Raw genomic sequence first — 22,252 nt, forward strand, 5'->3', positions numbered from 1 at the left:
TCTGATCGCTCCCTGCCGGGCTTCACAGGAAGCTCAACTCGGGAACCGCCGTCACGAATCTCGCGCCTCCCTCGGCAAGATCTTTCAACTGCGTCCGCACTTCTTGAGCGATGTTCCTGGGCAAGATCACCACATAGTCTGGCGGATTTTCCCACAGCACCTCAGGCGCGCGGATCGGAATATGGCTTCCCGGCAGGAATTTCCCCTGTTTCGATGGTGCGGCATCACACACGTACGGCAGCAAGTCGGGCCTGACACCGGCGTAGTTCAGCAGAGTATTACCTTTTGCGGCCGCTCCGTAGGCCGCCACGCGCCGACCGGCACGCTTTTGCTCGATCAGGAAGACCAGCAGATCGTCCTTGACCCGGTCGGTACGCTTCTGAAACTCGGTGTAGGTCTCCAGCCGAGTCACCCCGAACTCGTCCTCGCGCGCGAGCAGCGCAGCGACGCGGTCCATCGTGGCGATCGTCGCGTCGGCGTGGCAGCCGTACACCCGCAGGCTGTTGCCGTGGGTCGGCAGTTCCTCGACATCCCACACGCGCAAGCCGGCTTCGGCGAAGATGCGGGCCACCGTGGTGAGTGACAGGTAAGAGAAATGTTCGTGGTAAATCGTGTCGAACTGGGTCTGTTCGATCAATGGGACGAGGTGTGGAAATTCCAGTGTGACAGTGCCTTCGGGCTTCAGCGCGGCAGCCAATCCACGGGTGAAGTCGTTGATGTCGGGCACGTGGGCGTACACATTGTTGCCCGCGATCAGATCCGCCGACCGCCCTTCATCCGCCAGTTGACGCCCTAGGGCTTCACCGAAGAACTCCCGCAAGACGGGGATACCCAACGCCTCGGCGGCCGCGGCCGTGCTCGCCGTTGGCTCGATGCCGAGGCACGGAATACCTGCTGCCACAAAGTTTTTTAAAAGGTAGCCATCGTTGGATGCCACCTCGATGACAAAACTCCCGGGCCCAAGCCGCAACCGGTCGCTGATCACGCGCGCGTAGCCGGCCGCATGGTCGAGCCAACTGCTGGACGTGCTGGAGAAGTAGGCGTAGTCGGCGCTGAACAATTCCTCGGCACGTGCGTAGTCCTCGGTCTGTACCAGCCAGCACCGGTGGCACACCTTCACCCGCAGCGGGTAGTGCACCTCCGGGTCAGACAGCGCTTCGGCATAAACGTACGCATTAGACGGGGGCGCAAAGCCCAGATCGACAAAGCTGTGCTCCAAGTTGATGCCGCAGTGTCGGCATTTCATAACGCGACTCCGGTGAAATCGGCACCCATTAGCGGATGGGACAGGTCTCGAGGGGAAAGGTCCTGTGGTGGCAGTGGCCACGCAATGGCCAGCCGCGGATCGTCGTGACGTAACCCGCCCTCGGAAGGCGGGTGATAGAACGCGGTGTGCAGATAGAGCAACTCGCTGTCGGGCTCCAAGACTTGGAAGCCGTGCGCGAAACCTTCTGGGATGACCAGCATTTGCGCGTCGTCCTGCGCCAGTTCCTGGGCGTGCCAATGCAAGAACGTGGCGGATCCGGCACGCAGGTCGACCGCGACGTCCCAGACCCGCCCACGAAGGCATCGGATCATCTTCATTTCCGCGTGCGGCGGGTATTGGAAATGCATGCCGCGCACGGCCCCGACGCTGCTGGTTCTGGAGTGATTGATCTGGACGATCTGGCGCTGGTTCAACGCAGGCCGAAGTTCCTCGGCGCAGAAAAGGCGAGTGAACGCGCCACGCGCATCCCGGTGCGGCACCGACTGGGCAATCTTCAGATCGGCCAACGGCGTATCGAGGATTTTCATGCTGTCGCCCAACCCAATCCGGCGCTGGCCGCATCGGCGACATAGGCCGTCAATTCGTCGGTGCTCGGCAGTTCACCCGATTCCATCAGGACGCGATACCAGTTGGCCGTGTGATGGATTGCCTTTTCAAGCTTCCAGACCGGACGCCACCCCAATTGCATCCTTGCCTTGGCGCTGTCCAGTTGCAGCAGGCCCGCCTCGTGCGGCTGGGGATCAGATGTCACCTGCCATCTAAGCTGCGGCCAGGTGCGAGCGAGGTCTCCGAGTACCTGCTCGACGGTCCGGTTTCCTTCGCCGTCGGGGCCAAAGTTCCATGCGGTGGCGCATGTGGCGTCGCCCGCAAGAAGCCGCTGACCCAGCAGCAGATAGCCGCTGAGACAATCCAATACGTGCTGCCAGGGGCGCGTGGCGTGCGGAGAGCGAATGACGAGTGGCTCGCCGGCGGCAACCGAGCGCACCAAGTCTGGAATCAGTCGGTCCTCAGACCAGTCACCACCGCCGATTACGTTGCCGCCCCGGGCAGTTGCGAGCTGCGGGGCCGACGGCTGTTGCAGAAACGCGGTCCGATAACTCGCGGCCACCAACTCGGCGCCGGCCTTGGACGCGCTGTAGGGGTCGTGACCCCCCAGCCGGTCTCGTTCTCGGTAGGCCCAAGGCCATTCGCGGTTTTCGTAGCACTTGTCTGTCGTGACGACGACGATGGCACGCACGTCGGGCGCTTGGCGGGCGGCCTCGAGCACATGCGCGGTGCCCATCACGTTGGTGGCCCAGGTGGTGATCGGTTCACGATAGGAGCGACGGACCAAAGGCTGTGCTGCCAAATGGAATACAATCTCGGGCAGTGCGGTGGCGAAGACCCCGCGGACGGCCGCTTCGTCGCGGATGTCGAGACGGTGGTCCTGGATCGGCAGCTTCAACAGGTCCCAGTGGCTGGGCTCAGATGTCGGGTCCAACGCCAGCCCCGTCACCTCCGCGCCCAGCGATTTCAGCCACAGACAAAGCCAGCTGCCTTTGAAGCCCGTGTGACCGGTGACCAACACCCGGCGCCCTCGATAAGCCGAGTCGAAGGCGTTCAATTCCAGCATCTCCACGGCGCCTTGCCGCTGTTCCAGAGGTCTTCGAGCATGTTCTTTTCCCGGAGCGTGTCCATCGGCTGCCAGAAACCGGAATGTTCGAACGCCATCATTTGGCCGTCGGCGGCCAGCCGAGTCAGCGGTGCACTTTCCCAGGAGGTCTGGTCGCCGTCGATGTAATCGAGCACCGCGGGCGAGAGGACGAAAAATCCGCCGTTGATCAGACCGCCATCGCCACGTGGCTTCTCCGCAAAGCCGGTGACCACGTCGCCCTGACATTCGAGGGCCCCATATCGCCCGGGCGGAAGCACCGCGGTAACCGTGGCGTGCCGACCGTGTTGTCGATGGAATTCGATGCTCGCGCCAATATTCACGTCGCTGAGGCCGTCACCGTAGGTGAAGCAGAACGCATCGTCGTCGCGGATGTAGCTTCCTACCCGCTTGAGGCGCCCGCCCGTCATGGTGTCCTCACCGGTATCGACCAGCGTCACGCGCCAGGGTTCCGCATGACGTCGATGCACTTCCATTTTGTTGGCCGACATATCAAAAGTGACGTCGGACATGTGTAGGAAATAGTTGGCGAAATACTCCTTGATGACGTAGCCCTTATAGCCACAGCAAACGACGAATTCATGAATACCGTGGTGCGAGTACAGCTTCATGATGTGCCACAGGATCGGTCGGCCGCCGATCTCGACCATCGGTTTGGGGCGGAGCGTGGTTTCCTCGCTCAGGCGAGTGCCCAGACCGCCGGCCAGCAGTACAGCTTTCATCGGGCCCGCCCTGGTGCGAAATATCCCGAAAGCCGACGAATACGGAAAAGTGACCCCAACGGCCGCCCGAACACCGGAGCTGTGACCACGGACACGCGGTGAGCGTACACCGGCGACGGCCCTCGTGATGGCCGGGGCCGGACCATAAAGGCCGGTCGCGGCGGCTGTCTCGTCCGACGATGCACCGTCGCGGTTCGGTGTTCTCTCGTCATTGGCATTTCAGCTCAGCCAACGCTTCGGTCCTGGTTTCCTGTGTTCGGGTTCGACACGTGCCACGCCCATCTCGATACCCGCTCACTCAGCTCCGCGGCAAATTACCCGACATCACCGCACCCTGTCCAAGAGTTGCAGTGTCGGGAAGTCTTGGCGCCGTTCTCGGCGGCTCGCTTCCACAAAATCGGTGTTGGCCTCACTTGCTCGGTAATCCATCGGTACAGTTACTCCCCGGACCGTCCGTTCGGGAGGCAATGGGTGACTGGCGACCGTCAATCGGCCCGTGTGGATTCGATCAGCGTTGTGATCCCCGTCTACAGCGGAGCCGCGACTTTGCCCGATGTGGTGAAGGAGCTCGAGCAGCTACGTTCGCCCCAGAAAACACCGGCCGGTCGGCAGTTCCGTGTTGACGAGGTGCTCTTGGTGTGGGACCGGGGCATTCGCGGCAGCGAAGAAGCCGTCCGTGAACTGGCCGAGCGCGACGAATGGATCCACCCAGTTTGGTTGTCCCGCAACTTCGGCCAGCACCCCGCCACCCTCGCGGGCATGACGTCGTCGGGCGGCGACTGGATCGTCACGATGGACGAGGACGGTCAGCACGATCCGGCATACATCGGCGAATTTCTCGACATCGCCTATCGTGATCGCACCCAGCTGGTGTACGCGTCCCCGACGAACCGGCCGCCGCACGGTGTTTTTCGCAACGCGGCGTCCTGGTTGACCAAGTGGATATTTCTGCACATCCTCGTGGCGGCCGACGGGGTACGGGCCTTCAACAGTTATCGACTGATCCTCGGCGAGGCCGGGCGCAGCGTCGCCGCGTACGCCGGCGCGGGCGTCTTTCTAGACGTCGCGCTGTCGTGGGTTGTCGCGAACCCCTCGACCTGTCCGGTGGCGATGCGCCAAGAAGGGAGACCCGCCAGCGCGTACACCCTGCGTCGTCTGGTCTCGCATTTCTGGCGGCTCGTCATCTCTTCGGGAACGCGGCCGCTGCGCTTCGTATCCACGATGGGCATTGTGTTGGCGCTGCTGGGTTTCGGCGTGGCGATCTACAGCGCCATCCAGAAAGCGGTCGGCGACATCAGCGTGGAAGGGTGGACATCAGTCTTCGTGGCGGTACTTGTCGTCGGCGGAGCCGTCTTGTTCGCCCTGGGAATCATCGCTGAATACATCGCCGCTTCAGCCAGCATGGCAATGGGTAAGCCGGTGTACGTCGTGGTACGCGATCCCGCTGAGGTATTCGACAGCCCGGCGGGGTGACGCGTGCTCACCTGGATCGTGGGCCGCGGCGGGCTGCTCGGCAGCGCCGTATCGCGGGCCATGGGACCAACGTTCGTCGAACAGCCAGTGCCGTGGCAGAACCACGACGCCGCGGCCGACGTGCTGGACTCCGCAGTCGAGCGTTTCATCCGAGCGGCGGGAAACGACGACTGGTCGGTTATTTGGGCGGCCGGTAGCGGCGTAATCGGTTCTACTACAGAGACACTCGCGGCCGAGACGCGCATTCTGGCTCACCTAGTCACCCGCCTGCGCGACTCACGGCCGGCCGGCCGGGGGGCGTTCTTCCTGTCGTCCTCGGCGGGGGGCATCTACGCCGGATCGACTCATCCGCCGTTCAGCGAGTCCACCACGCCACGTCCGCTGAGCCCGTACGGCGAGACGAAACTCGCTCAGGAAGAGATGCTGCGGGCAACGCTCGGAGGCTGCACCCCGGTCGTCATCGGCCGGTTCTCAAATCTCGCCGGGCCCGGTCAGAACCTGACGAAGCAGCAGGGTCTCGTCAGCCAGCTCTGCCGAGCCGCCGTCACGAGGCAATCGCTGAATGTTTTCGTGCCGATGGAGACTCTCCGCGACTACCTGTACGTCGACGATGCCGCCGCGATGGTGCGCACACTGGTCGAGAACGCGGTGCGCAACCAGCCGTCGACACCGGTGCTACGCAATATCGCATCGCAACGACCCGTGTCCGTGTGCACCGTTATGCGGACGGTGCAACAGGTCGCCCACCGCACCGTGCGCATCGCACTCGGCTCCAGCCCCTCCTCCCGCTATCACGTGCGGGATCTGCGGGTACGCACCGACTTCCCGCACGAGTTCCGGGGCGTGCCGATCACGCCATTCCCCGTCACGGTCAAGCGCGTGTACGACGACCTCCTACGGCAACAGGCCGTGTCCCACTAGTTCAAGGCGAGCGTGCGATCGGCCAGCAGACCCATGACCGGAGCCAGCAGCCGGGAGTATTCGTACGTCACGTGCACCCTGTCGAGGTACACCAGGGCATTGCCCACGATCACCGGGCAACGTTCGGCAGTGCAGAACAACGGGGTGACGTCGGCGTACTGTCCCCCACCGGCCTTCGTGGCAATTGCCTCGGCCGCGATGCCCTCTTCGTTCACGGCAATCGACCGTCGCGGTGAGCAGGCCGTCGCGTCATCAAGGTGGCCGGAGAGGCAAGTCGGCACCGCTGACTGCGGATCCGGAATCGGTCCGAGGACCAGCACCCTCGCGCCGGTGCCGCGTAGTTGCTGCATCAGCCGGGTCAGGCCGGCGATCCACGCCGCGTCGTAGGACGTGAAACCTTGGTTGAGGTAGGCGCGCGAGATGCCCAGCACGATCAGCCGCGGGTGCTCGGCCTGTAATCGGGTGATGACGTGCGCCCGCCACTGCTCACACTCCGTGTACTCCCGACGCAGGTGCGGGGTAGTCAGCGGCAGATCGAGCAGTGCGCAGCCGACCTTGTCCATGCTCTCCAGCCGCCAGTGCCGCCGCGCGGCGGCCCACTCGAACGCCGGGTTCCACATCGCGGCATTCGAATCGCCGACCAACGCCACCGTCGTGTTCGATGCGATGTCGCCAGAGGCGCACGCGGGCAGATCGACCTGGAAGAAATCGCGCATGCAGCCGTGGACATACATCCGTGGTTCTTCGGCGGCCGCATCGGCAAGGGGCGGTTCGAGATTCGAGGGTACGGCGTTCAGGTTGGCGGACGCCGCGACCGCCGCCTGCACCTGCTCGAACGCATAGTTAACTGCCGCGTTGTAGCTGTCGAAGTTCTGGACCGCGGGACGGGATGGCTCACTGACCGTCAGTACTGGAGCGGCGGGGCCGCGGCCCACCGGGATTGGCACCAACATCAGCAGCACCATGCCCACACCCACGGCTAGCGCGGTGGCGGCACCCCCGACCGCGAGACTGCGACCTGGCGACCGGTTCACCCCGGCGGAGAACCGGAAGGGATTCTCGATGTAGTGCAGCGTCAGCACGGCCAAGCCGCCGGAGACGACGACCGTCACCAGCCTGCCCGTCAGTCCCAGTGGATGACCGAGCAACGGCGCCGCAAGCAGCAGCACAGGCCAGTGCCACAGATACCACGAGTACGACACGCGGCCGATCGCTCGCATCGGCCCCAACGACAGCGCCCGCCCGGCGCCCTTGACGGGCGTGGCACACCCCGCCCCGATGACCAGCGCGGTGCCGAGCACCGGAACCAGCGTGGCGAGACCCGGATACTGTGTGGTCGAGTTCAAGAAAACACAGGTCAGCAGCACTGCGGCCAACCCGACCCAACCCGCGGTCGCGGTGAGTCGTGGCGACAGTCGGCTCCAGTGCCCGGCGGTGAGCGCCACCAACCCGCCGGCGGCCAACTCCCAGGCTCGGGTGGGCATCAAAAAAAATCCGGCGGGAGGCCACATGCCGGTAATCACCAGCGCTGCCGCAAACGACGCCGCGCCGATCAGCACAAGAGTGAACAGGTATGGGGTCTTCGACGACGTACCAGCCGCGCCGGTGCGCCCGCGCGCCCGGCGGATCACCCACGCGACGCCGAGCATGATGGCCGGCCAAACGAAATAGACCTGCTCCTCTACGCCCAGCGACCAATAGTGCAGGAACGGCGACGCATTGGCGCTATCGGAGAAGTAGTCGGTGGCCTCGAGAAAGAACCAGCAATTCCCGACATACAGCGCGCTGGTGATCCCGTCCAGGAGGACAGGCCGGATTGCCAATGGGGGCAACAGCAGGAACGCCGCGATCGCGGTAACCACGCCCACTGTGGCCGACGCGGGGAGCAATCGGCGTGCCCGCGCCCCGTAGAACCGGCGCAGCCGGATCGAACCGGCGGTGCCCACCTCCCGCCAGAGCAACCCCGTAATCAAGAAGCCTGAAATGACAAAAAACACGTCGACGCCGACGAATCCGCCCCGCACGCCGGGGACACCAGCATGAAACAGGACGACTCCCAATACCGCGACGGCACGCAGGCCCTCGATGTCCGGGCGGAACCTCGCGTGCGGCGGACGCACACTCGCGTCGGAGGTACTTTTGGGCAGCGTTGATGCAGCGTTTTGGAATTGAATTAAATTCGCGGCTTGCTGCGATGCATTTGTAGCCGGCGGGTCCGACAAGGAGTAATCCCTTCCTGCTCCCCCGTCGACCGTGTACTAACCAACGAAATTCCGGGGCCGCCAAACCACGACAAACCACAGAACACCAACACCTTACTCGACGCCAAACGATGGGTGTCGTATTCACGAACACAGACCCGAAGGCATTCGCCGGAGGCAACGGCAGATGTCAGCCGACCTTGCATGATGCCCCGCCACCGGCACCCGGCCAGCGCCGACGCACGGCATCTGAAAGGCTTGGCTTCTGATGAAATTTGTCCTGGCAAGCTACGGAACGCGCGGCGATATCGAGCCTTCCGCCGCCGTCGGCCGCGAATTGCAGCGCAGAGGGCACGACGTGGCCCTGGCGGTCCCGCCGGGACTGGTGGACTTCACCGAGGTGGCGGGGCTGCGGGCAGTGTCATACGGGCCGCCGATCGAGGATTTCCTGGACGAGGACTTCCTGCGCAATATGTGGACGGATTTCTTCCGCAGCGCCTGGACGATCCGTGGCCCGATCAACACGGTGCGCAAAGTCTGGGAGCCGATCATTGTGCACTGGGCCCAGGTGAGTACGACGCTGATGTCGCTGGCCGACGGGGCCGACCTGCTGTCCACCGGCATCAATTTCGAGCAGGCCGCCGCCAATGTGGCCGAGCATTACGAGATTCCGTTGGTCACCATGCATCACTTCCCGATGCGGGCCAACGGCCAACTGGTCCCGACCATGCCGGCGCCGCTGGTCCGCTCCTCGATGACCGCGATCGAATGGCTGTTTTGGCGCGCAACGAAGAAGGTCGAGGACGAGCAGCGCCGCGCACTGGGCCTGCCGAACGCGACGGCTCGCTCACAGCGACGAATCGCCGACCGGGGAGCCCTGGAAATCCAGGGCTACGACGAGGTGTGCTATCCCGGCCTCGCCGCCGAGTGGGCGAAATGGGACGGCCGCAGACCCTTTGTCGGTGCACTGACAATGGAATTGGCCACGGACGCCGACGAAGCGGTCACGTCGTGGATCGCCGCGGGAACGCCCCCTATCTGCTTCAGCTCGGGCAGCATCCCGGTCGAATCTCCGACCGAACTGGTGGAGATGATCGGCACGACTTGCGCGGAGTTGGGTGAGCGAGCATTGGTGTGCTTCGGCGGCACCGACTTCACCGACGTGCCGCATCCCGACCACGTCAAGCTGGTGGGCCCGGTCAACTACGCCACGATTTTCCCGTCCTGCCGCGCAGTGGTTCACCACGGCGGGTCGGGAACCACGGCCGCGAGCATGCGTGCGGGGATTCCCACGCTGATCCTGTGGAGCTCAGCCGATCAGCCGTACTGGGGAGCCCAGGTGAAACGGCTGAAGGTCGGCGCTGCCCGGCGCTTTTCGTCGGCAACGCAGGAAACACTGATCGCGGATCTGCGCGAGATTCTGGCCCCGCGATATGCCACCCGCGCCCGCGAACTCGCGAGCCGAATGACCAAACCCGCCGAAAGCATCGGCCGCGCCGCCGATCTCCTAGAGGATGCGGCCCGCAGAAATGCATCCGTTTGAGCGGGTCACCGCACCGGCTTGAGCAGCAGGCCCTGCCCAGTGGGCAGCGCACAGATCGCCACACCGAATTCGGCCGCCAAGGCATCCATCGCGGCACGCTGCTCGTCGCGCCCCCGATTCGCGTAGTCGTCGAGGAGCACTACGGCACCCGGCGTGAGCCGTGGCCAAAAATGACGCAGCGCCGCGACTTCGGGTGGCGCACAGTTCATGTCGATGTGTAGGTAAGCCACCGTCTGCGCCTCGACTTCGTCGAGGGTTTCCGGAACCGCACCGACGATGATGCGCTGATTTTTCCACTGGGCGAAATTGGCGCGGACGCCGTCGACTCCGCTGACGTACATCCCATTGCGCAGCTTCAACTGGCTTCGCTCATACTCGCCGGATTCGCGTTCCGCCTCCGTGACGAAGCGCGAATCGATTCCGGCGAAGGTGTCGAGCAGATAGAAGGTTTTGCCCAGGCTGTCCCAGTCCAGGTACTCCATGATGGCGCTGCTCAAGAACCCGTAGCTGACGCCACACTCGACGAAATCGCCGTCCAGCCGGCTCGCGGTCTTCGCCGCCCACAGCCCGACGTGCACCCGCCACTGCCACTGATACCAGTCCTGGTCAGGCAGGGCACGCGCGCCACGTTTGTAGGCGCGTTGGAACGCTGGATCGTCCAGGAACGCGTCGTTGTGGAAGCTGATCAGGCCGTCGCTTGCGTACACGTCGGGCAGCACCTTGCGCGCGAGCCAATACTCACCGCGCACCCACCACATCAGGAGGCGAGTCTTAACGTCTAGACCGTTTGCCACGGCGGCAACCATAACATTGGCGCCCACCGCGTCTCCGTCGAATGGGATGGGTTCACCGCCAACTTAGTTGACCAATTGCGTTGCACAGGATCACGCAAACACGTTCTTAGGCATGGGTTTACGGCGAGCGGCGATTGCCGTCCGTGCATTGCGAAACCGGATTATGACCTAAGGCCGTGTGGTGGTCATGGCTTGCGCCACAGCACACCGGTGCCGTCGATTTCCTCGATTTCGGCGGTTATTCCGTGCTTATCGCGGTAGTCGGCCACCGCTTGCTCACACGCTTTCAGTGCGTGGTAGTCGTCGATGATGCAGTAACCGCCCGACGACAGGCGTGGGTAGAGCGCATCGAGTGCCTGAATGGTCGATTCATAGAGATCGCCGTCGAGCCGCAGCACCGCAATCTGCTCGATCGGGGCATCGGCCAGCGTGTCCTTGAACCAGCCGGGGACAAAATCGACCTGCTCGTCCAGCAACCCGTAGCGCTCGAAATTCGCCTTGACCTGCTCCTGCGAGACTCCCAGGATGCTCGCATGCCGATGCAGCTTAATCCCTTTGTCGGCTTGGTAATTCGCCGTATCCGGCGGAGGTACGCCTTCGAACGAATCACACAGCCACACCTTGCGCGTGCGATCTCCGTACGCCGAGAGAACCGCGCGCATCAAAATCGAAGCGCCGCCACGCCATACGCCGCACTCGACCAGATCGCCGGGAACGCCATCGGTGAGCACCGTCTCGACACACTTCTGCAAGCTGGTGAGTCGCTGCATGCCGATCATCGTCAACGCGTCCGCCGGCCAATCCAGGCCCCGGTCCCGCGCATAGGCGTTGAACGGATATTTGCGCACCAGCATGAAGTTGCGCGCGTTGAAAATCGGCCGCCCCAGCCGGTACCACCCGACCGGCACCAACTCGTCCTGACCATATCGGGTGAGGTCACGACGGAGCAGGTCAAGGTACGCAGACCGCGCGTCGGTATCAGTCACGGTCAAAACGGCCCTCTCCTCGCATACGACTACTCCCAATCACGGAGCCTAGACGCCCTTCGACGTCACCAACGCGTTCCACGGTCTTGTGTCAACTCCCCCGCTCGACCGGTCCCGACCCCCGACAAGGGCTCAAGACCATACCAACCCACAGCATGTTAACTGAGTACCCGGCAGCTAACCTCGGAATCGAGGTGCTGGAGTGCGACTTCGGCCGATTACCCGAACCCGCCCGGCCTCGTACGAGCGGTGTCGGCGCTCCCGCCGATCACGCAAAACGTCCCGAATGGGCGAAGCTTTCCAGCAAATCTGCAGCGCGGGTGACACTGTCCTCGGCCGACGTCATCTGGGTTGCCAGTGCCCGCGCTTTGACAGCGCATTCCGGAGTGAGGATCTCTCGCAGATCCTGGATCAGCGTTTCTTTGGTGGTGACCGAAAACTTCCGGGCAGCACCAACTTTCAGGCGTTTGAGATGGCCACCCCAGAACGGCTGATCGCCTGCGGTCCAGAGGATCAGCGTGGGGATCCCGGCGCGCAGGCCGGCGGCCGTGGTGCCCGAGCCGCCGTGATGCACCACCGCACGGCAACTAGGGAAGACTTTCGCGTAATTCACCGCACCGACCACCTTGACGTGATCGAAATGCGGCACCTCGCTGAAGTCGGCCCAACCGGCGCAGATCAAGGCCCGCTCGCCCAATTGCTCGCAGGCCGCGGCGATCATCTCGACCGTGTCGGTCGGGGTTTCGCTGACCGGCATGCTGCCAAAGCCGAAAACGATTGGCGGTGTGCCCGCGTTCGCCCACTCCAAGACATCGTCGTCGATATCCGTGGTGAGTCCCATCGTCAGCGCGCCGACAAACGGGCGTCGCTCGCCCCATTTCGCCCATTCGGAGGCCAGCCCGGGGAAGCACACCTCGTCGTAGGCCTGAAGTTCCAGGGACCCGCGTTGGGCGATCCGCTTCGGAGAGGCGCAGGTGGTTTTCGGCAGGCCGAGCTTGCGCCGCTGGGCGTCCTCTGCCTTCTTGTTCATCCGCCAGACCATCCAGTCGTACGCGGCCATACCGGTGCGTACCAGCGGCGCCGGCAGGTTTGGGATGAGCTGCCCGTTGGGCCGCATCGGGATGTAATGCAGCACCGCCAAAGGGATGTCGTAGTACTCCGCGACGTTGGTCGCGAGGTCCTGGTACAGCTGGCCGGTGAAGAGCACGTCGGCTCCCGCGGTCAGCGCCGTCAGGGTCTCGCTCATATCCGTCCAGGACCGCAGCACGGGCTCCCAGGCTTCACGCACCAATTCGATCGGACCCTTGATGGTCCAGAACGTGCGGCGGAACCTCGACCAGAAGTTGCGCAGGAACTCGTCGTCCCAGAACGCCTGCATATCGGGTCCGTAGGCGACTGCGTCAAGGCCGGCCGTCTCAGCCAGGCCAAGGAGATTGGGCGGGATGGCCATGCGAACTTCGTGGCCTCGGCGCAGCAGTTCGCGCCCAGCAGCCAGCGAGGGCTCGACATCCCCCCGGGTTCCATAACATGCCAGAGCAAATTTCATCGCGAGGCTAGACCTATCACTTCCCGTCGACCTAGGCAAGCCCAGGCGAGCGCGTTTACTCCTGGTTCACACGGCTTTTGGCTGTCCCGATCAGCCGCAAATTCGCCGTCGTCGCGAACGCGTCAGCGTTCGTCGGTAATGTGCTCGAGCCAACCATCAGACAACGTGATTGGAAGGCTAATGGTTGTCGGCAAACTTGATATTCAAAGACGTTACGCGGCGGACGTAAGCGCAGAAAAGAATCTCTGGCGAATGAAGCATGACGCAGGCGTTCGGTCCCGCGCAATTCGCGGCTCCATTCGGGATTAGGCAAGGCGCTTGGTGCGGGCAAAGTTTTCCACCAGATCGGCGGCGGCGCTGACGCTGTCGGCGGGTTTGGTCATCCGGGTGGCAAGCTCGCGGGCCCTCGTCGCGTATTCCGGGTCAAGGATCCGGCGCAGATCCGCCACCAGCGATTCGCGGTTGGTGCTCGAGAAACGCCGGGTGGTCCCCACTTTCAGCTTTTTGAGCTGAGACCCCCAGATCGTTTGGTTGGGGTCCATCGACAGAATCAAGGTGGGAACGCCCGCCCGCATGCTTGCCGCAGTGGTGCCCGAGCCGCCGTGGTGCACGACGGCGCGGCAGGCGGGAAAGACCTTCGCGTAGTTCACCGCACCCACCACCTTGACGTGGTCGGGAAGCGCGACGCCGCTGAAGTCACTCCAGCCGGCGCACACCAGTGCCCGCTCACCCAACTCCGCGCATGCCGAACTGATCATCTCGATCGTGTCGGCCGGAGATTCCACCGCCATGCTCCCGAAACCGAAGCAGATGGGCGGTGTGCCCGCAGCGATCCAGGACACCACCTCGTCGTCGACCTCGGTCGTCAGCTCCATCGTCAACGTGCCGACGAACGGGCGATGGCCGTCCCACTTCGCCCATTCGTCGGCCAGCCCGGGAAAGCACGCCTCGTCGTAACCCTGGATTTCCAGGGATTGGCGTTTGGCGATGCGGCCCGGCGAAGGGCCGGTCGCCTTCGGCAGGCCGAGTTCACGGCGCTGCGTGTCCTCGACCTTCTTGTTCAGCCGCCAGCAGAACCAGTCGAACGCCTTCATCGAGCAGCGGGCCAGCGGCGGCGGCAGGAACGATACGACCTGGCCGTTGGGCCGCATCGGGACGTGATGCAACGTGGCCAACGGAAGGTCGTAATACTCCGCGACATTGGCGGCCGCTTCCTGGTAGCTCAAACCGGCGAACAGCAGGTCGGCCCCTTCGGCCAGCGACACCAGCGTCGTGTTCATCTGGACCCAGCACTCGTCGCTGAACTCCCACATCTCGTGCCACAGTCGTCTCAGCTGCCGGACCCGCCAGAACCTGCTGAAGAAGGACGTCCACAGGTTGCGGTAGACGTCCAGCCAGGTTCGCGTGTCCAGCCCGTAGGCGACCGCGGGAAGACCGGCCGCCTCGACGAATTCCATCAGGTCAGGCGCGACGGCCATTTGCACATCGTGGCCTCTGCGCTGCAGTTCGCGTGCGACAACGAGAGAGGGCTCGACATCGCCTCGAGTTCCGTAATTTGCCAGCACGAATTTCATTGCCAACTCAGGCCTTTAGGTCTGTTTGGCGTTATGGCTTGCGCCAGAGCACGCCGGTGCCGTCGATTTCTTCGATCTTGGCGGATATTCCATGCTTCTCGCGGTAGTCGGCCACCGCCTGCTCGCACGCTTTCAGCGCGTGGTAGTCGTCGATGATGCAATAGCCGCCGGACGACAAGCGCGGGTAAAGGGCGTCGAGGGCCTGAATCGTGGATTCATACAGGTCGCCGTCGAGCCGCAAGACCGAAATCTGCTCGACCGGAGCGTCGGCCAACGTGTCCTTGAACCAGCCGGGGATGAAACGGACCTGGTCATCGAGCAACCCATAGCGCTCGAAATTCGCCCTGACTTCCGCCTCTGGAACGCCCAGGATCTTCGCGTGGCGGTGCAGCTTAATCCCTTTATCGGCCTTGTAATTCACGGTGTCCGGGGGCGGTACACCGGCGAACGAATCAGCCAGCCACACCGTGCGCGTCCGATCGCCGTAAGCCGAAAGCACCGCGCGCATCAAGATTGAAGCGCCACCACGCCATACGCCGCACTCGACCAGGTCGCCGGGGACCCCGTCGGCCAGCACCGTCTCGACGCAATGCTGCAGACTGGTCAGCCGCTGCATTCCGATCATGGTCAAGGCGTCCGTCGGCCAATCCAGGCCCAAGTCCCGCGCATGCTTGTCGAACGGATATCTACGCACCAGCATGAAATTGCGGCTATTGAATACCGGCCGGCCCAAGCGATACCACCCCACCGGCACCAGCTGATCCTGACCGTACCGGGTGAGTTCACGACGGAGCAGGTCGAGATACGCCGATCGCGAATCGCATTCAGTCGCGGTCAAATCTGCCCCCAATGTCCCATCCTCTAACTCCGATGTGTCAACCGGTTGTTCAGCCTAGTTGCCGACCGGAGTCGGCAACGCGTTTCGCGGATTTCCCTCAAGCCGCCGGGGCGAAACCAGCCATCACCGAGGTGGTCGCAACGTCGGCGTCCACGCCCCAGCTGCGGGCCCCGTAGCGTGTGGGAGTCTACCGTCGATCGCCGGTCGACCTAGCGCGTCCGCTCGAGCTTGCCCAGACCGGTGATCTCGAGACTGACCGACTTCCGCGACCCGGCCGCGCCGAGCAGGAAAATCATGTCGCTTATCGGAGCACCCAACCAAAAGCGCCAGAACGGCTTTCGTAAGAACTTCACGGCGTAGCTGCCCTCGCCTATCAGCCAATACACCGGAATCGCGACCATGCGGTAGAAGATGCGTTTCCAACGGGAAGTGACCATCTCGAGATTCATCTCCATCATCTCGAGGCCCCAGGCCCGGTATTGCCATTCCAGCCCGTAGCGAGATTGAAACTCGAAGAACGCCCGCATTTCACCGTTGGTGACCAGGTACTCGTCGAACACCAGGATCGATCCCGGAACGAAGTGTTCCTTGCACGTCTCCAGCGCGTGCAGGCAACTCTCGTAGGTGTCCAGGTCCATGTGAAACAGCCTGATCGGCGCATCTGGCCGGTCGGCCAGGAACGGCGCGAGCGTGTCGTAGGTGCTGCCCTTGATGAACTGGACTTTACGACCGAGGGCGTCGGGCAGCCCGTCGTGGAAACTGACGCCGGTATCTTGCATGAACCGCTGCGCGAACGGGTCCGACAAGGAGAACGTTCCGCGCTTGACGACATGGTCCTCGAGTTTCCAGTCCTCGACCAAACCCTCGAAGCTGTCGAAGCCGTAAACCATTCGGTCGCTGGCATCGGATATCAGCCTCGTCGACCAACCGATCCAGACGCCGAGGTCCAGGATCAATTCGTCGGAATCGCCCAGGGACGGCCCGGCCAGGCTCGATGCTTCCGACAGCAATGTGTGATTTCGAATTCGGCGCCGTCGCAAATCTGACATGGTCTGGCGAATGAAATCACGGTAGGCGTCGTCATAAATCCTGGTGTCCCGGGCATACAAATTGGGAATGTAGCGATCTCGTCCCGGATGAACAATGCGTGCGCCTACCAGCAACACCAGGACGGCGCCGATCGGGATGAGGAGAGCCGGCACGAAGAAGCACGCCGTAGCTACGACAAGCGCAGTGCCAATGAGCACCGCTTGCCACAGACGATGAACAGCCGCCCGCTCCACGTCTCGCCTGCCTACCACAACGCCCACCGGTTCACCTCCCTGTTCTGGCTAGACTAAGGCGAATCGCTCCAAGTTATTGAATGAACCACACGATTGCTCGTAAGTCACCAGGAGCCGTGCAGCGAACCCGACATCGGCCTGAGCTTTGACCCGCGGCGGCGTCGGCGGCAACGACCAAGTGCGGTGCGCGCTCCCGGCGTTACCCACCACGCCGTATGACGTACGGGTTCCGCTAATTCCGCCCGGCATGTTCCGCTACCGAGCGGTTGGATTCGAGGGTGTGATCGGTTGCCGCAGAACGGGATTCGCGCTGCTGGCCGATCCATTCCAGGAGCTTTTGCAAACCGTCGTCGAGCGTCCATTTCGGGCGCCAATCCAGCGCTTCTTTCGCCGGCCCGACGTCGCAGCTCGCGGCACGAACATCGCCATCGCGGAATTTCGCTACGACGACCGGTTCGGGGGCCCCGCAAACTGCGCTGATCGTTTGTGCCAGCTCATGAATCGTCGTCGGGGTGCCTGATCCGATGTCCAGGCAGCGTTGCTCGGCCGTGGGTTGCTGCACCGCCGCGAACAGCGCGTCGACAACGTCGTCGATATACACGAAATCGCGCACGATTCGACCGTCTTCGTAGACCTCCAGCGAATGACGCTCGCGAGCCAATCGCGCGAAGAGAGCGACTATTCCGGTGTACGAATTGGTCAACGACTGGCCCGGCCCATAAACGTTCTGCAGGCGCAGCACACTGACATTTGTGTCGTGAGCGGCGGCCCAGGCCGCCAACGTGTGCTCCTGGGCGAGTTTGGTCGCGGCGTAGACATTGGTGGGTCGAGGCTCGGTTCGGTCGGCGCAGCTGGGCAGCGGCACCGCGGCTGCACCCGTCGGGCTTTGCGGATCCCAGATGCCCGCCACCAGTTGCGCGTGGCTGCGCGGCCGCGGATAGAAGACGTGCCCGCCGGTCTCCCAAGCGCCCTCGCCGTAGACGGCCCTAGATGACGCCAGCACAAGCTGATCGGGCACGAATCCCGCGCGGCTCAAGCCGTCAAGGAGCTGGGTGGTGCCCACCACGTTGACCGAACCGTGCCGCGTCGCCTCGGAGAGCGACTGCGCTGTTCCCGTCTCGGCGGCCAGATGGACGACCTGGGAAGGACGGAACAACCGGAGCACGGCATCCCAGTCGGGCGCGTGGGTGACGTCGCCGGTGAATAACCGCACCGACGCCGGCAAGTCGATCGCCTGACCTGGGGCGTGCACCTGTGGGTGCAGAACGTCCATCACCGCGACGTCGTAACCGGCCTTGACGAGGCGGCGCGACAGCGCAGACCCGATAAATCCAGCTCCACCAGTGATAAGCACGGATTGTGACAAGAGCCAAGGTCTCCCGTTCGTCAATAGGTCTGGTCGATCATATCGAGGAGCGCCCTCGCGCTAGTGGCATTTCCGATATAGGTCCGCAGCTACCACGCGGCCGACAGCGGATGTCGTGCCGGCTCGACGGGATTCGACTGGTCGTTCCGGATTGTGAGCAGCGTCGTTATGGCTGCAGGACAAGCTTTTTCGGCAGCTTGGCAAACCGCTAGGCCCAGGTCCCCCGGCGCCTGTGTGCCATCGCGACGAGCTCCATCATCGGCATCGCGATCGATGGCCGCAGGAACCGGTAGAGGGCTTTCTTGGAGAGAGTGCGGAAATCCTCGAAGGCCGTGCACAACTCATCGCTCGCGCGATACGACTCGAAAATGCTATCGAGTGCGACGGTGTCCAACGGCTCGTCGTGCGCGGCGTCGCACAGCGTGTTGTGGACCGTGGAAATCCAATCCGCGCGGCCGGGGCCTTTCACGCATCCGGAATGTCGCTGGCGCCGCAGATCAGGAGTGAGGAACTCCTCAATTGCGTCCTCTTGCCGCGTGTTCAGATCGATGTCGAGCGTGGTGGCTATCCGCTTTACCTCCCGGCGCCAGTTGTCGAGGAAGTCGGCGTAGTCAACGAACACGCGCGGCAAGCCGCGCGTGTAACGCTCTGCCAGCAGGCTGTATTTCAACCACAGGGCACCCGAGAGCTCACGCGAGACTTGCCAGGTCGCGGCCACGGACGAGATGACCTCCATCGGGTGGCGGACCGCGACGACGGCCGCTACGTCAAAACCGGCGCGTCGCGCGGCTTCGAACCACAGCGGGGACAACGTGGTTATCCGGGGTTCCTTGATCACCAGCACTGGTACGGCGGGCAGCTTGGTCAAATAGGACTCGATCCGGCCGATGCAGGCGGCTCTCTCCCTGGCGTCGAGCGCCTCGGCGTCCATCGAGCACAGTGACGGATCGAACCACGCGGACTGGTGGCGATACAAAATGGTCTCGTTGATGGCGATGGCCTTGCGCGGTTCCCAGTAGCCGCGCGGATTGCCCGCGTCGGCGCCCAACATCCCGGCCGGCAGCACACCACCGGAGAGGGAAAGGACGCGGGTAATCGCCGACGTTCCCGACCGTTGCGGCCCCAGTACGAAAAGGACGACCCTGCGATGTGCGCGGTTGGGCTGGGGCGTGCCCTCGGCCTGGCCGTCCGTCGCCGTCACGAACACGACTCCAAACTGGATGCGGAGGCTGCCGTATGTCGGTCGATCTGGCCCGCGGGACAGACGTGCGGCGCCCCCACCCCGTGTATCGAGCCGCAACATCGACTTTCAATCACTACCGCCACTAATTTACGCAACTGCGGGGAAATCGGCATTCGGGCGGCGATTGCGTAGTGGTGTGTACGCACGGGAAAGCCTTTCGCTCAGCCCCCTACCTCGTGGTCGTTGGTTGGTAACCGGGCGTTCACCATCGAGTGTTGGCTGATTCTACCGCCGGACCCGGAATTTCGCCGGGGAACGCGGCTCAGCCGACGGCGGCGTCGGGCTCGCTGAACGGCGCCCCGAACTCGGTGACCGGCCGGAAACCGCGCTTGCGGGCCTTGCCGACCCCCACTCGGAGCAAATTGCCCAGCGTAGCCACGCCGGAGTGATCGAGCACCAGGAAGGGCGACAGCAGCCGGTTGTGCACGAACGCGAATGCCAGCCCAGACGCGGGGTCGGCCCAGCCGAACGATCCGCCCATTCCGACATGTCCGAAGCCCGGCATCACATTGCCGAACGGCACGGTGTGATAGCCGAGGTGGAATGACAAGGGCACCATGATGTTTCGGTCGCGCTTCAGGCTGCGGCGCCCGGTCAGCCCGGCGACGATCTCCGGCGACAAGAAGCGCGTGCCGTCGATCTCACCGTCGTTGGCGATGGCGCCGTACATCCGCGCCAACCCGCGGGCCGTCGCTACCCCGTTGGCAGCCGGCATCTCGGCGTCCAGCAATGGAATATCGCCCTGCACGGCAGCCATGACGCCACGGAAGTACAACGAGCGGAATCCACCCGACAGCTCCGTGGCAACTTTGCGCGCCGCGAAGCCGATGACGGGGTTGCCGATGACGTTCTGCGGCATGATGATCTCCGCAACCTCGGTCGGCGCGCCGGCGGGCGGCCGCCCCAGGTGCATGCCATCAGTGCCCAGCGGCTCGGCCAGTTCCTCGCGGATCAGCGTGCGCATGCCCTTGCCGGTCACGGCCCGGGCCAGGCCGGACATCAGCCAGCCGAAGGTCAGGGCGTGGTAAGCCGGTTTGCCCAGCAACCGTCCGGGCGGCGCCGCGGCCAGCCGCTCTTCCATGACCCGGTGATCCAGCAGGTCGTCCTGGGTGGCGCCGCGCAATCCCGACAGGCCGCCGCGGTGTCTCATCACCTCGCGGACGGTGAGCGTGGACTTGCCGTTGGCCGCGAACTCACGCCAGTACTCGGAGACGGGCGCTTCGTAATCGATCAGCCCCCGATCGGCGAGCCGGTGGATGACCGTCGCGGCCATCCCCTTGGTGGCCGAGAAAACCATCGGAGCCCGGTCGGCCGTCCAGGGCACCTTGCCCGCCCGGTCCGACCAGCCCGTCCACACATCGACAACTGGTTGGCCATCGAGGTAGACCGCCAGCGCTCCACCGCCGAAGCGGCGACCGGGGAACAGGCTCGAAAAGCCGCGTACAACGCAGGAGAAGTTTGGGTCCACCGCACCGAACACACGATGACCTGCGTCAGGGACATCGCGGGAGGGGTTCGTGCGGCGATCGACCCCGTTGTCTACCGTCACGATTTTTGAATTTACTTCGGATCGGCCAGACGGTGGCACAAACACGGATTAATTTACCTTTCCGTTAGCGCGACGCCGCGTCTAGTATTTGCTGGGCCGCCATCGCGGGGGTCAGCTCGCCGGCTTTGACTTGCCGCTCCAGATCGGCGCGCATCTTGCGCACCGCCGGGTTGGACAGCACCCGGTCCAGGACCGTGTCGCGGACCATCTGCCAGGTCCAGTCGACTTGCTGATCGCGCCGGCGGGCTTCGAACTCTCCGGCGTCGGTGAGCACCTTGCGGTGACGCTCGACGGTGTCCCACATCTCGACCAGCCCGCTGCCCTCCACCGCGCTCATCGTGAGAACCGGTGGTCGCCATAGGGTTTCGCGCGGATAGATCAGCCTGATCGCCGACGCCAGCTCCCGGGCGGCTTTGCGTGCCTCGGGCAGGTGCTCGCCGTCGGCCTTGTTGACCACGACGATGTCGGCCAGCTCCAGCACGCCCTTTTTGATGCCTTGAAGCTGGTCGCCGGTGCGGGCCAGGGTGAGCAGCAGGAAGGTGTCGACCATGTTGGCCACGGCCACCTCGGACTGGCCCACGCCGACCGTTTCGATCAGGATCACGTCGAATCCGGCCGCCTCCAGGAGGACGACCGTCTCCCGGGTGGCCTTTGCTACGCCACCTAGGGTTCCCGATGTGGGCGATGGCCGGATGTAGGCGTCCGGGTGCGCCGCCAATCGCGACATCCGGGTCTTGTCGCCGAGGATCGAGCCGCCGGTCCGCGTCGAGGAGGGATCGACCGCCAGGACCGCCACCTTGTGGCCGCGGTCGATCAGGTGCATGCCAAGCGCCTCGATGGTGGTGGACTTTCCGACCCCGGGCACGCCGGTGATGCCCACCCGATGGGCGTTTCCGGAGTCGGGCAGCAATTCCAGCAGCAACTGCTGGGCCCGCTCTCGATGGTCGGCACGGGTGGACTCCAGCATCGTGATGGCGCGTGGCAGCGCCGCGCGATCACCGCCGCGAATGGCCTGGGCCAGTTCGGCGACGGTTTCGTTCCCTTTGGCTGTCATCGGGTCGCCTTTCGAACCGCGAGCGTAACGCCAGGCCGAAAAAGTGCGCCGAATTTCGCGGTGACGTTTCCCCCGCAAGCGGGAGGTGCCCCCGGCTCGCGGCGGAAATCGGGCGTCGCCATCTAGCTGTAGGAGGACAGCACGTCGGTGACGCCGGTGGTGAGTCGTGATGCTGGTGGTTGGCCGTCGGCGGCAGAGTGTGGTCGATGGTAGTTGAAGTGGATGTTCCAGACCTTGAGTG

Annotated in this window: 18 protein-coding genes and 1 pseudogene; 3 read left to right on the plus strand and 16 right to left on the minus strand. The window is 63.9% G+C overall.

The window, feature by feature from the left end; translation table 11 throughout:
* Positions 1-22: 22 nt before the first annotated feature.
* The 4 genes from SKC41_RS20675 to rfbF are packed head-to-tail and all read right to left on the minus strand — an operon-like array spanning position 23 to position 3,640.
* The gene (locus tag SKC41_RS20675) at positions 23-1,246 is read right to left on the minus strand and encodes a class I SAM-dependent methyltransferase (protein WP_330979519.1); all 1,224 of its coding nucleotides are present in this window, start codon (positions 1,244-1,246) and stop codon (positions 23-25) included.
* Positions 1,243-1,794 (minus strand): dTDP-4-dehydrorhamnose 3,5-epimerase family protein, encoded by a 552-nt coding sequence (locus SKC41_RS20680; protein ID WP_330979520.1) that lies wholly within the window; start codon positions 1,792-1,794, stop codon positions 1,243-1,245. Before SKC41_RS20680 ends, SKC41_RS20675 begins: the two co-directional genes overlap by 4 nt.
* Positions 1,791-2,879 (minus strand): CDP-glucose 4,6-dehydratase, encoded by a 1,089-nt coding sequence (rfbG, locus tag SKC41_RS20685; protein WP_330979521.1) that lies wholly within the window; start codon positions 2,877-2,879, stop codon positions 1,791-1,793. The genes SKC41_RS20680 and rfbG overlap by 4 nt, the downstream gene beginning before the upstream one ends.
* Positions 2,867-3,640, minus strand: a complete 774-nt coding sequence (gene rfbF / locus SKC41_RS20690; protein WP_330979522.1) for a glucose-1-phosphate cytidylyltransferase — start codon at positions 3,638-3,640, stop codon at positions 2,867-2,869. The genes rfbG and rfbF overlap by 13 nt, the downstream gene beginning before the upstream one ends.
* A gap of 471 nt (positions 3,641-4,111) precedes the next feature.
* On the opposite strand from rfbF, the gene SKC41_RS20695 reads away from it, so the two are divergent.
* The gene (locus SKC41_RS20695) at positions 4,112-5,113 is read left to right on the plus strand and encodes a glycosyltransferase (RefSeq protein ID WP_330979523.1); all 1,002 of its coding nucleotides are present in this window, start codon (positions 4,112-4,114) and stop codon (positions 5,111-5,113) included.
* Between the two features lie 3 nt (positions 5,114-5,116).
* Complete coding sequence (locus SKC41_RS20700) at positions 5,117-6,034, plus strand: NAD-dependent epimerase/dehydratase family protein (protein ID WP_330979524.1); 918 nt, start codon at positions 5,117-5,119, stop codon at positions 6,032-6,034.
* Here SKC41_RS20700 and SKC41_RS20705 read toward each other — a convergent pair.
* Entirely contained in the window at positions 6,031-8,208 is a 2,178-nt protein-coding gene (locus SKC41_RS20705) for an acyltransferase family protein (RefSeq protein WP_442931731.1), read from the minus strand. The genes SKC41_RS20700 and SKC41_RS20705 overlap by 4 nt on opposite strands.
* A gap of 295 nt (positions 8,209-8,503) precedes the next feature.
* On the opposite strand from SKC41_RS20705, the gene SKC41_RS20710 reads away from it, so the two are divergent.
* Complete coding sequence (locus SKC41_RS20710; RefSeq protein WP_330979526.1) at positions 8,504-9,778, plus strand: glycosyltransferase; 1,275 nt, start codon at positions 8,504-8,506, stop codon at positions 9,776-9,778.
* A 5-nt stretch (positions 9,779-9,783) separates the two neighbouring features.
* Here the strand turns inward: SKC41_RS20710 and SKC41_RS20715 are convergent, their stop codons facing one another.
* From SKC41_RS20715 to SKC41_RS20765, 11 genes and pseudogenes are all read right to left on the minus strand, one after another.
* Positions 9,784-10,572, minus strand: coding sequence for a class I SAM-dependent methyltransferase (locus SKC41_RS20715; protein ID WP_330979527.1), 789 nt, complete (start codon positions 10,570-10,572; stop codon positions 9,784-9,786).
* 185 nt (positions 10,573-10,757) lie between these two features.
* Complete coding sequence (locus SKC41_RS20720; RefSeq protein WP_330979528.1) at positions 10,758-11,564, minus strand: TylF/MycF/NovP-related O-methyltransferase; 807 nt, start codon at positions 11,562-11,564, stop codon at positions 10,758-10,760.
* 262 nt (positions 11,565-11,826) lie between these two features.
* Entirely contained in the window at positions 11,827-13,104 is a 1,278-nt protein-coding gene (locus SKC41_RS20725) for a glycosyltransferase (protein ID WP_330979529.1), read from the minus strand.
* Positions 13,105-13,409: 305 nt separating this feature from the next.
* Positions 13,410-14,678 (minus strand): glycosyltransferase, encoded by a 1,269-nt coding sequence (locus SKC41_RS20730; RefSeq protein ID WP_330979530.1) that lies wholly within the window; start codon positions 14,676-14,678, stop codon positions 13,410-13,412.
* A gap of 31 nt (positions 14,679-14,709) precedes the next feature.
* Entirely contained in the window at positions 14,710-15,516 is an 807-nt protein-coding gene (locus SKC41_RS20735; RefSeq protein WP_330979531.1) for a TylF/MycF/NovP-related O-methyltransferase, read from the minus strand.
* A 209-nt stretch (positions 15,517-15,725) separates the two neighbouring features.
* Positions 15,726-16,826, minus strand: a complete 1,101-nt coding sequence (locus SKC41_RS20740; RefSeq protein ID WP_442931727.1) for a class I SAM-dependent methyltransferase — start codon at positions 16,824-16,826, stop codon at positions 15,726-15,728.
* 205 nt (positions 16,827-17,031) lie between these two features.
* On the minus strand, positions 17,032-18,153 hold the full coding sequence (locus tag SKC41_RS20745) for an NAD-dependent epimerase/dehydratase family protein (RefSeq protein ID WP_330979532.1): 1,122 nt from the start codon (positions 18,151-18,153) through the stop codon (positions 17,032-17,034).
* A 220-nt stretch (positions 18,154-18,373) separates the two neighbouring features.
* Complete coding sequence (locus SKC41_RS20750) at positions 18,374-19,366, minus strand: sulfotransferase family protein (protein ID WP_330979533.1); 993 nt, start codon at positions 19,364-19,366, stop codon at positions 18,374-18,376.
* 304 nt (positions 19,367-19,670) lie between these two features.
* Positions 19,671-20,957: a serine hydrolase domain-containing protein gene (locus SKC41_RS20755; RefSeq protein WP_330979534.1), complete on the minus strand. Its 1,287-nt coding sequence runs from the start codon at positions 20,955-20,957 to the stop codon at positions 19,671-19,673.
* Positions 20,958-21,021: 64 nt separating this feature from the next.
* Positions 21,022-22,011, minus strand: a complete 990-nt coding sequence (gene meaB, locus SKC41_RS20760) for a methylmalonyl Co-A mutase-associated GTPase MeaB (protein ID WP_330979535.1) — start codon at positions 22,009-22,011, stop codon at positions 21,022-21,024.
* Positions 22,012-22,133: 122 nt separating this feature from the next.
* A pseudogene (locus SKC41_RS20765) lies at positions 22,134-22,252 on the minus strand (IS481 family transposase); the annotation flags it as partial.

The organism is Mycobacterium sp. 050128, from assembly GCF_036409155.1.
Taxonomy (GTDB): domain Bacteria; phylum Actinomycetota; class Actinomycetes; order Mycobacteriales; family Mycobacteriaceae; genus Mycobacterium.